The organism is Streptomyces sp. CB01249, from assembly GCF_001905735.1.
GTDB lineage: Bacteria > Actinomycetota > Actinomycetes > Streptomycetales > Streptomycetaceae > Streptomyces.
In genome coordinates this window covers 480,416-492,735 of the sequence record NZ_LISW01000004.1, presented here as the reverse complement: position 1 = coordinate 492,735, position 12,320 = coordinate 480,416, and the positions used below count along the sequence as shown (strand labels likewise).

Below are 12,320 nucleotides of genomic sequence, written 5' to 3'. Positions count from 1 at the left end.
TACAACACGGCTGAACTGCTCTTACGTCTTGGCCTTCCGGACTACGCCGGCTGGAGCAGGCCCCCGGCCAGCCCGATCACCACGGGCGCCACCCCCACCGCCAGGAACGCGGGAAGGAAGCAGAGCCCCACGGGCGCGGTGACCATCACGGCGGCTCTCTGCGCCCGCGCCACGGCCGCCCTCGCCCGCTCGGCCCGCAGTGCCTCGGCGATCCGGGCCACCGGCTCCGCCGCCGGGGCCCCGGTCGAGCCCGCCCGGTCCAGGCAGCCGGCCAGGGCGGCCGCCCCCGGTATCCCGCCGAACCTCCCCCAGGCGACGGCCGGGTCTCCGCCGAGCCGGATCTCCGCCGCGGTCCGGGCGAGCTGATCGCCCACCGGACCGCCCAGGGACTCCCCCACCGCCTGGGCCGCCTCCACCGGGCCGGCACCGGCGGAGAGGCAGGCCGCCAGCAGGTCCGCCGCCATGGGGAGTTGCCGTACGGTCTCCGCCGTTCGGGCCTTGCTCTCGGCGGCGAGGAGCGAGGCGTGTCCGAGCCTCTGCCGCTGCCACCGCCGCGCACCGCAGGCCGAAACCAGGCCGACCGCCCATCCCGCCAGGCCGCCCACGAGGAACCACCCGGTCAGCACGACCGCCGACAGCACCACCCACTGCCGGACCGGGCCGACGGAGACCATCCGGCCCACCCGGGGCCCGGACCGAAGCGGGCCCGTCCAGACCCCGGGAACCGCCGGTCCTACCGCCAGAAGCCGCTCACCCCGACGCCGTACCCGCCGGCCGGCCTGCCGCCGCGCCAGAGGAAGAACCACGCGCGAGTGGAGGCCCAACGCCACCGCAACGACTTCCGCCGCCTGGACCATCCCCTCGGCCGAAGCGCTCATCCCGCTTCCCCCACCCGGACGATGCGGGCAGCCCAGAAGAGACCGCACGCCTCCAGCAAGAGGCCGGCCACCAGGCAGACGAGACCGGCGGTGCTGTGCAGCAACACCCCCAACGGGTCCGCGCCCAGCGCGGCGCCGAGCCCCAGCCCGACCACAGGGAGCAGGGCGAGCACCGTGACCGTCGACCACGCCCCCGCGAGTTGCGCGCGCAGCTCATCCCGCTGACGGCGTTCGGCGCGCAGAGCGCTTTCGAGCCGCCCCAGGCCCGCCGCGAGCCCGGCCCCGCTGCCCACCGCCACCCGCCAGCAGGCGGCAACCCCGGCCAGCCCAGCCAGCCCCGGTTCCCCTGCCGCCTGGACGAGAGCTCGCGGCACGTCGCCCCCGAACCGCGCGGCGGCCGACACCCGGAATCCGGCTTCGCCCATGACGTCCGTGCCGCGCACCGCGACGAGCAGCGCCTCCCCCGGTTCGCGGCCGGCCCTGAGCTCGCCGACCAGCGCACCGCACAGGTCGACGACCCCGTTCGCCCGAGCCTCCTGTTCCTCGCGTGACCGCCTTTTCAGCAGCCATCTCCGTGCCAGCGGAACGGCGGCAGCCCCCGCGATCAACGGCAGTACGGACTGCCCGAGCACCGCCGGCACCGAAGCCACCGGGAGACACAGCCACTCCCACCGCCCACGCAACCGCTTCTCGATCCGGCTGCGGACCCTCCACCACCTCTCCCCGGCCGCTGACCGCTCGCCAACGTCGGTCAGCAGCGCTCGCGCCCGGCGCAGCGGCCGACTGCGTCCGATCACCACCAGCCACGCCGCCATCGCCGCACACAGCGCCGCGGCGTGCACCACGTCCGGCACCCCGACGTGCGCCGACTCCACGGTCACAGCGCACCCCCAATGAGCTCGCGCAGCCGCTCCCAGCCCCGCTCCCGCTCAAAGCCCGTGACACCCCACCGCAGCGCCGGGACGGTCACTACCAGCCCGGCCGCGTCCCGCTCCAGCACATGGATGTCCGCGATCCGCCTGCGTCCCGTCCGGTCCCGTACAAGGTGGACCACGACCGACAGGGCCGCCGCCAACTGGCTGTGCAGCGCCAGCCGGTCCAGCCCGGCCGCGGTTCCGAGCGCCTCCAACCGTGCCGGAACGTGCCCGGCGGCATTGGCATGGACCGTTCCCGAGCCTCCCTCATGTCCCGTGTTGAGGGCAGCCAGGAGCTCGGTCACCTCGCTTCCACGTACCTCCCCGACCACGAGCCGGTCGGGACGCATACGCAGGGCCTGTCGCACCAGGTCCCGAAGGGTCACCCGTCCGGCACCCTCCTGATTCGCAGGGCGCGACTCCAGCCGTACGACGTGCGGATGGTCCGGTCGCAGCTCTGCCGAGTCCTCGGCGAGCACGATCCGTTCGCGCTCCCCCACCGCACCCAGAAGGCTCGAAAGCAGGGTCGTCTTCCCCGCCCCCGTCCCGCCGCTGATCAGGTAGGAGACCCTCGCCTCCACCAGAGCCCTCAGCACCCGGTCGCCTCCGGGCGGCACGGTCCCGGCCGCGACCAGCTCCGCCAGTGAGAAGGCCCGGGGCCTGACCACCCGCAGCGACAGGCATGTCGACCCGACCGATACCGGAGGAAGCACGGCGTGCATTCGGGTGCCGTCCGGCAGCCTCGCGTCCACCCAGGGCCTGGCATCGTCCAGCCGTCGTCCCGCCACGGCGGCGAGCCGCTGGGCCAGCCTGCGGACCGCAGCCGCGTCCGCGAAGGTCACCTCGGTGAGTTCGAGTCCGCCGCCCCGGTCCACCCAGACCCGGTCGGGCGCGGACACCAGAACGTCCGTGACCTCGGGGTCGGCGAGGAGCGGTTCCAGCGCCCCGGTCCCGATCAGCTCCCCCCTCAGTTCGTCCGCACGTCCGAGCACCTCAGAAGTACCGAGCAGTCGTCCCTGGGCTCGCAGAGCGGCGGCAACCCCGGCCGGGGTCGGAGCAGTGCCGCTGGAGGCGAGCCGCTGCCTCACCGCATCGAGCAGCGCCTCGGTCATGAGGTGCCCCCGACGGCCGGGCCGCTGACGGTCTCCCCCACGAGGGCCTGTTCCCAGAAGGCATCACAGAACCTGGCCAGCGGGCCGCGCGCGTTGCCACCGGGCGGCTCGCCGGCGTCCTGCTCGGCCGACAGACCTCTTTCCAGCGGCACCTCACCGGCCAGTGGCAGGCACATCGCTCGAGCCACCCACTGCGCGTCGAGCCCCGGCGCGTACGGACCCCGCGCCACTACCCGCAGATCGTTGAGCACCATCCCCGCCATCGACGCCACCCGCTTCGCCGCCGCGACCGCGCGCAGCTCGCCGGGAACGACCACAAGCCCCAGGTCCAGCTGGGCAAGGGCCTCGGCCACCGCTTCGTCCACCCGGCGCGGCAGGTCGACCACCACCACTCCGCCGAGCCGGCGCGCGGCGGCCAGCACCGCCCGCATGGCGGGTGGCGGGATCACCACCCAGTCGTCACGGCCCCAGCTGAGCGCCCGAAGCCCATGCAGCGCGGGCAGCGACTCCTCCAGCGCGCCTCCGCCGACCCGGCCCTTGGAGTGGGCGAAATCCGGCCACCGCATGCCGTCCGCCCGCTCGCCGCCGAGCAGCACATCAATGCCGCCCCCCAGCGGGTCCCCATCGATGAGCATGGTCCGCTGCCCCGCCCTGGCCGCGGTCACCGCGAGGGCGCAGGCCAGCGTGGACGCTCCCGCACCGCCCCGGCCCCCGATCACCCCGACCGTGACCGCCGGCCGGCCGACGCCTTCCGACGCGTTGGCGATCTGGTCGACAAGCCAGCTCTCGGAGTCAGGCAGGCGGATCACGCACTCGGCGCCGATCTCAACGGCGCGACGCCACACGTCCGGCACGTCCCGGCCTCGTCCCACGACCATGACGCCCCGCCTGCGCGCCGCACCGTGGCACCGTGCGGCCGCGTCGTCGCCGACAAGGACCAGGGGTGCTTGCTCCCACCCCTCTCGATGGTCCGGCAGCGTGTGATGCACCTCCGGTTCCGCGCCGGCGGCGGCACACAGCCTGAGCAGGTCGTCGAGCAGGTCCACGTCCTCGGTCACGATCAGCGGTCCACCCCTGCGCGTGGTGACGCCCGCCCATCGACCCTGCGCACTGGATTCAGCCACGCTCTCCCCCTCCATCACTCACCTTCACCGCGGGTCGCGGCGATCTCGGAGCCCGTCCGAGAACGGTGATTCCGGTACCCGCGGAGTTCGCGGGTGGAATCAAGGTGCAGCGCTTCCGGAAATCATGTGGATCTTGCTCAAAAACCGTGGACAACTCAGTGGTTGTGAATAACTTCGTCGCTCATACCGGTGACTTCCCGGTGCGACTCTTTCGCTACCCAGCGTCACAGTGCACGCTGAAGTGAGTCGGGCGCGGACACGGCCCAACAGAGAGCAGAAGGAGGAGAAATGGTCGATTCCGCGCAAGAAACCGCGTCCGGACATGCGACGACCCCCGCCGGGGGGGAGAGCGGGGGTCGTCCCCACGGCCGACTCGGGGGGGGAGGAGCCGGACCGGGTTAGCACGGTCGCGAACGATCCGTGACTTCCATGGTGTACCCGAGGCCCTTCTCAAGCAAACCCACGCGCCGGGGTTTACGCCGAATGGCGGGCCCCTATGCTCTGCCGTGTGGAAAACCGCTTCTTGCCGCGCACAGCCGCCTTCTTTGACCTGGACAAGACGGTCATTGCGAAGTCCTCGACACTGACCTTCAGCAAGTCCTTCTACCACGGCGGGCTGATCAACCGCCGCGCGGTGCTGCGTACCGCGTACACACAGTTCGTGTTCCTTGCCGGGGGCGCGGATCACGACCAGATGGAGCGGATGCGCGAATATCTCTCGGCGCTCTGCAAGGGCTGGAACGTGCAGCAGGTCAAGGAACTCGTGGCCGAGACCCTGCATGAACTGATCGACCCCATCATCTACGACGAGGCGGCGACCCTCATCGAGGAGCACCACACCGCCGGCCGCGATGTCGTGATCGTCTCGACCTCGGGCGCCGAGGTGGTCGAACCGATCGGTGAGCTGCTCGGCGCCGACCGCGTGGTCGCCACCCGCATGGTCGTCGGTGACGACGGTTGCTACACGGGCGAGGTGGAGTACTACGCATACGGCCCCACGAAGGCCGAAGCCATCAAGGCGCTCGCGGAGTCCGAGGGATACGACCTGGCCCGCTGCTACGCGTACAGCGACTCGGCCACCGATGTCCCGATGCTGGAATCCGTCGGACACCCCCACGCGGTCAACCCGGACCGCGCGCTGCGACGGGAGGCCACGCTCCGCGAGTGGCCGATTCTCGCCTTCGACCGGCCCGTCCGCCTCAAGCAGCGCCTCTCGGCGTTCTCCCTGCCGCCCCGACCGGCACTTGTGGCCGCGGCTGCCGTGAGCGCGGCCGCACTGACGGCGGGAGCTGTCTGGTACGCGGCCCGCCGACGGGCCGGCGCCGCTACCGCTTGACCCGACCGACCGATTGAACCAACTCGTCCGTAATTGAACCTAAAAGTAAAGAAGTGCGGCCACCACTACCGCTCCACGGGCCCCTGGAGTACAAAGGATTCACTGCCCGCGAGACCAAGGACATCCGCGAGGATGACCTGAATTACGCAGCAAAGGCCCCACGGACCGCGCATGAAAACCCGGCACCCACGCGACGTCGACCCGTCGATTACGGGCCAGCCACACCAGGAGCGGGCAAAGACTCCGCCCTGATGGGCACATATCGAGGACGCTTGGTAACTGGGCGGACGTGCCAGCGGCGGTACCGGGACCGGTACCGCCGCAACAATGCTCGACCCATACGACAGCGACGCCCCGTACAGGGCAGTCACCGCCCCGCGCCGGTGGCGCGTGGCGGCCCGCCCTATGCAGCCCCTCGCTGCAGCGCCTCGCACACCGCTGTCGATTCCCTGACGCCGAGTTCCGCCGAGCGTCCACAGTGACCGATCCAGGCCGCCATGCCTTCCGGCGTACCGGACAGGTAGCCGTCGAAGGCGGCCACGTAGGCGGCCCGCCCCTGCTCGGCGTGCCCGACCTCGGCCGGGCAGATCGATTTGGGATCGAGCCCGCTTCCGATCAGCACGATCCGCTCCGCGGTCCGCGCCACCAGGCCGTTGTGCGAACCGAAGGGACGCAGCGCCAGCAGCTCTCCGTGGACGACGGCGGCGGTCACCAGAGCGGGCGCCTCACTCCCCGAAAGGATGATCCTGCTGAGGCCGTCCAGTCGGCCTGCGACCTCGTCCGCGTTCGGCAGCGGTGTCTCGATCAGGGGCTCGTCCACCGGTTCGCCCGCGAGCCGGGGCCGTCCGACCGCATCCTCCGGGGCCGCGCTGCCGGCCGCCACCAGGTGAAGCCGGGCCAGTACCCGCAGTGGCGACTGCCGCCAGATGGAGAGAAGCTGCCCCGCCTCCGCCGTCAGGCGAAGCGCGGCTCCGACGACACGCGCCTCGTCGTCACTGCTGAAATCGGTGCGCCGGCGCACCTCTTCGAGGTTCCAATCGGCGCCGGACAGGGCGGCAGATCCGCGCGCGCCCCGCAGAGCGGCCTCCGCCGTGACCTCGTTGCTGCGGCGCCGCATCACGCGGTGGCCGTAGACGCGGTCCACCGCCTTGCGTACGGAGTCCACCGCGTCGGTCACGCCCGGCAGAGCGCCCAGAGCGACGAGCGGGTCCGAGGAAGTCGTACTCATAAGTAGCGAGGCTACGCGCCTCCCGCCCGCCTACCCGCCGGGAGTGGCCTTCTTCACGAAACCACACAACTCATAGCGAGCAATCGACTACCCTAGGTGAACATGAAGATCGCTTTCGTAGGGAAGGGCGGCAGCGGAAAGACCACGCTGTCCTCGCTCTTCATCCGCCACCTCGCAGCCAATGAAGCCCACGTCGTCGCGGTGGACGCCGACATCAACCAGCACCTCGGGGCCGCACTCGGCCTCGACGAGGACGAATCCGCAGCGCTGCCCGCCATGGGCGCCCAGCTGCCCCTGATCAAGGAGTATCTGCGCGGCAGCAATCCGCGCATCGCCTCGGCCGAGACGATGATCAAGACGACGCCGCCGGGTGAGGGCTCCCGCCTCCTGCGCGTATGCGAGGACAACCCGATCTTCGACGCCTGCGCCCGTACGGTCCGGCTCGACGACGGAGACATCCGGCTGATGGCCACGGGGCCGTTCACCGAATCGGACCTGGGCGTGGCGTGCTACCACTCGAAGGTCGGAGCGGTCGAGCTCTGCCTCAACCACCTCGTGGACGGCCCCGACGAATACGTGGTGGTCGACATGACCGCCGGTTCGGACTCCTTCGCCTCGGGGATGTTCACCCGCTTCGACATGACGTTCCTCATCGCCGAACCGACCCGCAAGGGCGTCTCCGTCTACCGCCAGTACAAGGAGTACGCGCGGGACTTCGGCGTGGACCTGAAGGTCGTCGGGAACAAGGTGCAGGACGAAAACGACTTGGACTTCCTGCGCTCCGAGGTGGGCGACGACCTGCTGGTGACCGTCGGCCATTCCGACTGGGTGCGGGCCATGGAGAAGGGCCGTCCCGCTCGCTTCGAGCTGCTCGAGGCGGACAACCGGATGGCCCTGCAGGCCCTGCAGAACGCGGCGGAGGACTCGTACGAGCGCCGGGACTGGGGCCGTTACACGCGCCAGATGGTCCACTTCCACCTGAGGAACGCGGAGAGCTGGGGGAACGAGAAGACCGGCGCCGACCTCGCCGCGCAGGTCGACCCCGGCTTCGTACTGGACGAACGCTTCATCCGCGCCGAAGCCGCCCAGCCCGCGTGAGCGACTGAGGTCCCGGGCGGGCCGGTCGCGGCGCCGCCGCGGCTCCGAGAGGCGCACCGGACGGCGCCGGGCGTGTCTCCTGCCCGGCGCCCGGAGCCACCGGATCTAACGACCGGCCGGGTTGCCCGCGGCAGCGGCCGGAGCCTTTGAGGGCGACTGCTCCCGGCCTGCCTCGAGGAAGGCGGGCCAGCCGGCCTTGGGCGCCTGGCCGACCTTCAGCGTCCGGAGGTTCGCCAGGGTCTCCGGGTCCTGGGCGTCGAGCCAGTCCGCCAGCTGCCTGAACGAGACACAGCGCACGTCCTTCTTGGTGCAGACCGTCGCGATCGTCTGCTCGATGGCCCGCATGTACGTGCCACCGTTCCAGGACTCGAAGTGGTTGCCGATGATCAGCGGCGCGCGGTTGCCGTCATACGCGCGGTCGAACGCCTGGAGCAGGCCGTCCCGCATCTGGTTCCCCCAGTACTCGTGCTTGTCGGGGTCGCCCTGCGTCGTTCCGGACTGGTTGAACATGAAGTTGTAGTCCATCGACAGCGTCTCGAACGCGCGCCCCGGGACCGGCACCAGTTGCATGGAGAGGTCCCAGACACCGTTCTTCTTCTGGGGCCACACCTGGTCGTTGACACCGCTGGAGTCGTAGCGGAACCCCATGGTGCGGGCCGCCTCCACCATGTTCTTCTGACCCTCCAGGCAGGGGGTACGGCCGCCGACGAGCTCCTTGTCGTAGTCGAAGGGCAGCGCCTTCTCGTCCTTGAGGACCGGGTCGTTCGTCTTCCAGCCCTTCACGAATGACTTGGCCTGGCTGATCTCGCTCTTCCACTCCTCGACGGACCAGGTGCCGACGCCGCCGTCCTTCCCGCAGAAGTGCCCGTTGAAGTGGGTACCGATCTCGTCGCCGTCCTGCCAAGCGCCGCGGAGCTGGGTCAGGGTGTCGCGGATGCCCTTGGTGTCGTTGAAGCCGATGTCCGAGGCCCCGGCGTTGTGCTTGGGCGGGTCGTACTGGTCCCGCTTCCCCTCCGGCAGCAGATATACGCCGCTGAGGAAGTACGTCATGGCGGCGTTGTACTTCTTGCCCACCTCGCGGAAGTGCGAGAAGAGCCGCTGGCTGTCCTCGCCCGCCCCGTCCCACGAGAACACCACGAACTGCGGGGGTTTCTGGCCGGTCGTCAGGCGCGCCACCGCCGGCTGCTTGGGCTGGACACCCGTGAACGCGGTGGAACCATCGCCAATGGCCCGGAACACGCGCTTGGGTGCGGCTTCAGCACCCTTTTTCTTCTCTCCCGCAGCGCCGTTCACGGCCCCGAGGCCGGAGCCCTCCGCGCCGGAGCCGGTCCCCGCGCACCCGGCCGCCCCCACGGCCAGTACGACGGTGACGACGCCCAGGCCGATCCTTCTCGTGGCGCCCATCGACTTCTTCGCGGCGGCCATCATCCGCCCACCTCTTTCTCGCAGGTAGCTTGCGCCGGGTGCCGACACGGCGCCGCCAAAGTCGCACGCACTGTCCAAGAGCCAGCACGACAGGCCGAATGAAAAGCTGACTATTCACCGGAATGAGTGGCCGGATGGCCCATTTGCCCTTAATCCTGGACACCCCTCTTTACTCTCCATTACTGTCTGTTTACTGAGAGTTGAGAAATCCCGCCGCTGCATGCCATGACCCACGGCCGCGTCATCGAGTTCCGCGACCGCGCTGCCCAGGAAGAGACGGGAAATATGTCTGCCTGCGTACCCACTCGCCACGACCACTCATCCCGCAGCTCGCGCCCCTCCCGGTCCTCGGGAGTCAAGCGACCACACAGCCCGCCACCGCCGCCGCGCGGCGGACGGTTCCGCATCTCGGGCGCCGACGTGTCCGCGTCCATCACTGTCTTTCTGCTCGCCATCCCCATGTCGCTCGGTCTGGCTGTCGCCATGGGAGCCCCTCTGGAGGCGGGCCTCATCTCCGCCGCGGTCGGCGGCATCGTCGCCGGACTCCTCGGCGGCACCCCCCTACAGGTCTCCGGCCCGTCCGCCGGACTGACCGTGGTCACCGCCGAGACGATCCAGATCTACGGCTGGCGCACCACCTGCGCCATCACCATCGGGGCGGGCCTGCTTCAGCTCGCGCTCGGCTCATTGCGGGCGGCCCGCAGCGCACTCGCCGTCAGCCCCGCCATCGTCCACGGCACGCTCGCCGGTATCGGCGTGGCCATCGCACTGGCTCAACTGCACATCGTGCTGGGCGGTTCCCCGCAGAGCTCGGCGATCTCCAACGTGCTGCATCTCCCCGACCAACTTGCACGTGTCAGTCCCGCCGCCCCATTGATCGGCGCGCTCACCGTGGCCGTCCTGGTCCTGTGGCCACTGCTGCCCGGCCGGACCGGGCGGCTCCTGCGCCGCGTTCCGGCGGCCCTGGCCTCTGTGGGCCTCGCCACGGCCGTGGCCGCGTGGGCGGCACCGTCGATCGCCCGGGTCGATCTGCCGTCCTGGCGCTCGCACGCCCTCCCGGAAATGCCGCATGGACCGGTGCTCGGCCTGGCCACAGCCGTCTTCACGATGATGCTGGTGGCCAGCCTGGAGTCGTTGCTCGCCGCCGTCGCCGTGGACAAACTGGCCGCTGACCGGAGCCGCGCCCACTCGGCAGACTCTCCTGCGCGGCCCGGTGAGGTACGAGGCGACGCGGCCCGCGACAACGGGGACCGCCCGGCCGCTTCCGGGGCAGCCACCACCCACGCCGGCCCGGACGGCACCAAGCGACCCGCGCCACCCCTGCTCAAACGGTCCGACCTCGACCGGGAGCTACGCGCACAAGGCGTCGCCAACGCGGTATCGGGCCTGCTGGGAGGACTCGCGGTCTCCGGTGGCGCCGTGCGCAGTTCGGCGAATGTGAGAGCCGGGGCGACCAGCCGCGCATCCACCGTGCTGCACGGCGTATGGATCCTGGTCGCATCCGGCCTGCTCGTCACCCTGCTGGAGCGCATCCCGCTCGCCGCCCTGGGGGCCCTGGTGATGATGGTCGGCCTCAAGATGGTGAGCCTGGCGCACATCCGCAACGTCCATAAGCACCGGGAGTTCCTGGTGTACGGCGCGACCATCGCCGGGGTGCTGGTCGTCGGCGTGCTCAAGGGCGTGGTGATCGGCATCGCCGTAGCGGTGGCCGTCGCCCTGCACCGGCTGGGCCAGACCCGGATCTCGGTGTCCGAACGGAACGGGCAGCATCTCGTGGTCGTACGGGGCCAGTTGACCTTCCTGGCCGTCCCTCGCCTCAGCCGGGTACTGGGCCGGCTCCCCCAGGATGCCGATGTGGTCCTGGAACTGGACGGGTCGTTCATGGACCACGCCGCATACGAGACGATCCAGGACTGGTCCAGCGCCCATGCGGCCCACGGCGGCCAGGTGGCGTTCGCCGGGAGGTCGGGCGGCAGGATCGCCGAGCCCGCCGTGGCAGCCCACTCCTGCTGCCGGCCATGGACCCCCTGGCGCAACCACCACTGCCACGACCAGCCCGAGCATGCCCCTCCCGCAGAGGCCGACACCGGCGCGGATGCCACCGCGACCGAGGTCCCGCAGCACCCGGCGAACGCCCCGGGCATGGTCCACCCGCCGAGCCCCGCAGCCACCACCGGGCCCGCGACAGCCACCCCCACCGGGATCGCAACCTCCACCGGCCCGGCCCCGGGCAGCCGCGCCCCCGTCCCGCCTCACACCGGCAGCAGCACCTCTACCGCCGCCACCCCCGCAGCCCCCTCCCCCCAAGCACTCACCGCCCCGCCCGCGGATCGCCCCGCCCAATCCGCCCCCACCGGGCAGCCCGCATCCACCGACCGGCCCACGCGCCCCGCCCGCGATCACCGGCTGGTCAGAGGTCTCAGCTCGTTCCAGCGGGACACGGCGCCCCTGGTCCGGGGGGAGTTGGCGCGGCTCGCCAGGGAGGGCCAACGCCCCTCGCAACTCTTCATCACCTGCGCGGACTCCCGCCTCGTGACGAGCATGATCACGGCCAGCGGCCCGGGCGACCTGTTCACCGTGCGGAACATCGGCAACCTGGTGCCACCACCCGACGCCGAGGAGGGCGACCACTCTGTGGGGGCCGCGATCGAGTACGCGGTGGACGTGCTCGGCGTCGAGTCCATCACCGTCTGCGGCCACTCGGACTGCGGCGCGATGAACGCGTTGCTGGGGGCCGCCCCGGAAGCCCCGGACACCTCGCTGTGGCGCTGGCTCCGGCATGGGCTGCCCAGCCTGGCCCGGGTGACCTCGGCCGGCGACGCCCCGGTCCGGCTCTCCGGACGGCTGCCCGCCGACGCGGTGGAGCAGCTCTGCCTGACCAACGTGGTCCAGCAGCTCGACCATCTGAGGGCCCACCCATCGGTGGCGCGCCGGATCACCGACGGCACCCTTCAGCTCCACGGCATGTACTTCCACGTGGCCGAGGCCCAGTCGTATCTGCTGGACGAGGGCGCGAGCACGCAGAGCGGCACGGCCGAGGTGTTCGACCCGATCGCACCGGATCACCCCGCCACACCAACGCACCCGGCCACGCCGACGCACCCGATCACACCAGCGGACCCGGCCGCATCGGCGGACCCGGCCGAGCTGGCCCGTACCGGAGGCTGAACCGCAGGCAGCTCAGATCCGTAAGACCTGGTGATCC

9 protein-coding genes are annotated in these 12,320 nt (G+C 70.9%); 3 read left to right on the top strand and 6 right to left on the bottom strand.

The window, feature by feature from the left end; translation table 11 throughout:
* Positions 1–41: 41 nt before the first annotated feature.
* Genes AMK18_RS21880 through ssd form a run of 4 tightly spaced genes read right to left on the bottom strand, consistent with a single transcriptional unit; the run spans position 42 to position 3,962 of the window.
* Positions 42–878: a type II secretion system F family protein gene (locus tag AMK18_RS21880; RefSeq protein WP_443333228.1), complete on the bottom strand. Its 837-nt coding sequence runs from the start codon at positions 876–878 to the stop codon at positions 42–44.
* Positions 875–1,759 carry a type II secretion system F family protein gene (locus AMK18_RS21875; RefSeq protein WP_018102151.1) on the bottom strand — a complete coding sequence of 295 codons (885 nt, stop codon included), beginning with the start codon at positions 1,757–1,759 and terminating at the stop codon, positions 875–877. Before AMK18_RS21875 ends, AMK18_RS21880 begins: the two co-directional genes overlap by 4 nt.
* Entirely contained in the window at positions 1,756–2,904 is a 1,149-nt protein-coding gene (locus AMK18_RS21870; protein WP_073864054.1) for a TadA family conjugal transfer-associated ATPase, read from the bottom strand. Before AMK18_RS21870 ends, AMK18_RS21875 begins: the two co-directional genes overlap by 4 nt.
* The gene (gene ssd, locus AMK18_RS21865) at positions 2,901–3,962 is read right to left on the bottom strand and encodes a septum site-determining protein Ssd (RefSeq protein WP_073864217.1); all 1,062 of its coding nucleotides are present in this window, start codon (positions 3,960–3,962) and stop codon (positions 2,901–2,903) included. The genes AMK18_RS21870 and ssd overlap by 4 nt, the downstream gene beginning before the upstream one ends.
* A 562-nt stretch (positions 3,963–4,524) precedes the next feature.
* On the opposite strand from ssd, the gene AMK18_RS21860 reads away from it, so the two are divergent.
* On the top strand, positions 4,525–5,364 hold the full coding sequence (locus AMK18_RS21860; RefSeq protein ID WP_073864053.1) for an HAD family hydrolase: 840 nt from the start codon (positions 4,525–4,527) through the stop codon (positions 5,362–5,364).
* Between the two features lie 403 nt (positions 5,365–5,767).
* On the opposite strand, the gene AMK18_RS21855 is transcribed toward AMK18_RS21860, so the two are convergent.
* On the bottom strand, positions 5,768–6,592 hold the full coding sequence (locus tag AMK18_RS21855; RefSeq protein WP_073864051.1) for an oxidoreductase: 825 nt from the start codon (positions 6,590–6,592) through the stop codon (positions 5,768–5,770).
* A 102-nt stretch (positions 6,593–6,694) separates the two neighbouring features.
* On the opposite strand from AMK18_RS21855, the gene AMK18_RS21850 reads away from it, so the two are divergent.
* Positions 6,695–7,690: an ATP-binding protein gene (locus tag AMK18_RS21850; RefSeq protein ID WP_073864216.1), complete on the top strand. Its 996-nt coding sequence runs from the start codon at positions 6,695–6,697 to the stop codon at positions 7,688–7,690.
* Between the two features lie 105 nt (positions 7,691–7,795).
* On the opposite strand, the gene AMK18_RS21845 is transcribed toward AMK18_RS21850, so the two are convergent.
* Positions 7,796–9,118: a hypothetical protein gene (locus AMK18_RS21845; RefSeq protein WP_073864049.1), complete on the bottom strand. Its 1,323-nt coding sequence runs from the start codon at positions 9,116–9,118 to the stop codon at positions 7,796–7,798.
* A gap of 282 nt (positions 9,119–9,400) precedes the next feature.
* Between AMK18_RS21845 and AMK18_RS21840 the strand changes: the two genes are divergently transcribed.
* Positions 9,401–12,283 (top strand): bifunctional SulP family inorganic anion transporter/carbonic anhydrase, encoded by a 2,883-nt coding sequence (locus AMK18_RS21840; protein WP_241836612.1) that lies wholly within the window; start codon positions 9,401–9,403, stop codon positions 12,281–12,283.
* The last annotated feature ends 37 nt before the right edge of the window (positions 12,284–12,320 follow it).

Excerpts from the sequence above, each read along its gene's own strand:
- AMK18_RS21880 (WP_443333228.1), bottom strand. The coding sequence starts at position 878 with ATGAGCGCTTCGGCCGAGGGGATGGTCCAGGCGGCGGAAGTCGTTGCG.
- AMK18_RS21870 (WP_073864054.1), bottom strand. The coding sequence starts at position 2,904 with ATGACCGAGGCGCTGCTCGATGCGGTGAGGCAGCGGCTCGCCTCCAGC.
- AMK18_RS21860 (WP_073864053.1), top strand. The coding sequence starts at position 4,525 with ATGCTCTGCCGTGTGGAAAACCGCTTCTTGCCGCGCACAGCCGCCTTC.
- AMK18_RS21855 (WP_073864051.1), bottom strand. The coding sequence starts at position 6,592 with ATGAGTACGACTTCCTCGGACCCGCTCGTCGCTCTGGGCGCTCTGCCG.
- AMK18_RS21850 (WP_073864216.1), top strand. The coding sequence starts at position 6,695 with ATGAAGATCGCTTTCGTAGGGAAGGGCGGCAGCGGAAAGACCACGCTG.
- AMK18_RS21845 (WP_073864049.1), bottom strand. The coding sequence starts at position 9,118 with ATGATGGCCGCCGCGAAGAAGTCGATGGGCGCCACGAGAAGGATCGGC.
- AMK18_RS21840 (WP_241836612.1), top strand. The coding sequence starts at position 9,401 with ATGTCTGCCTGCGTACCCACTCGCCACGACCACTCATCCCGCAGCTCG.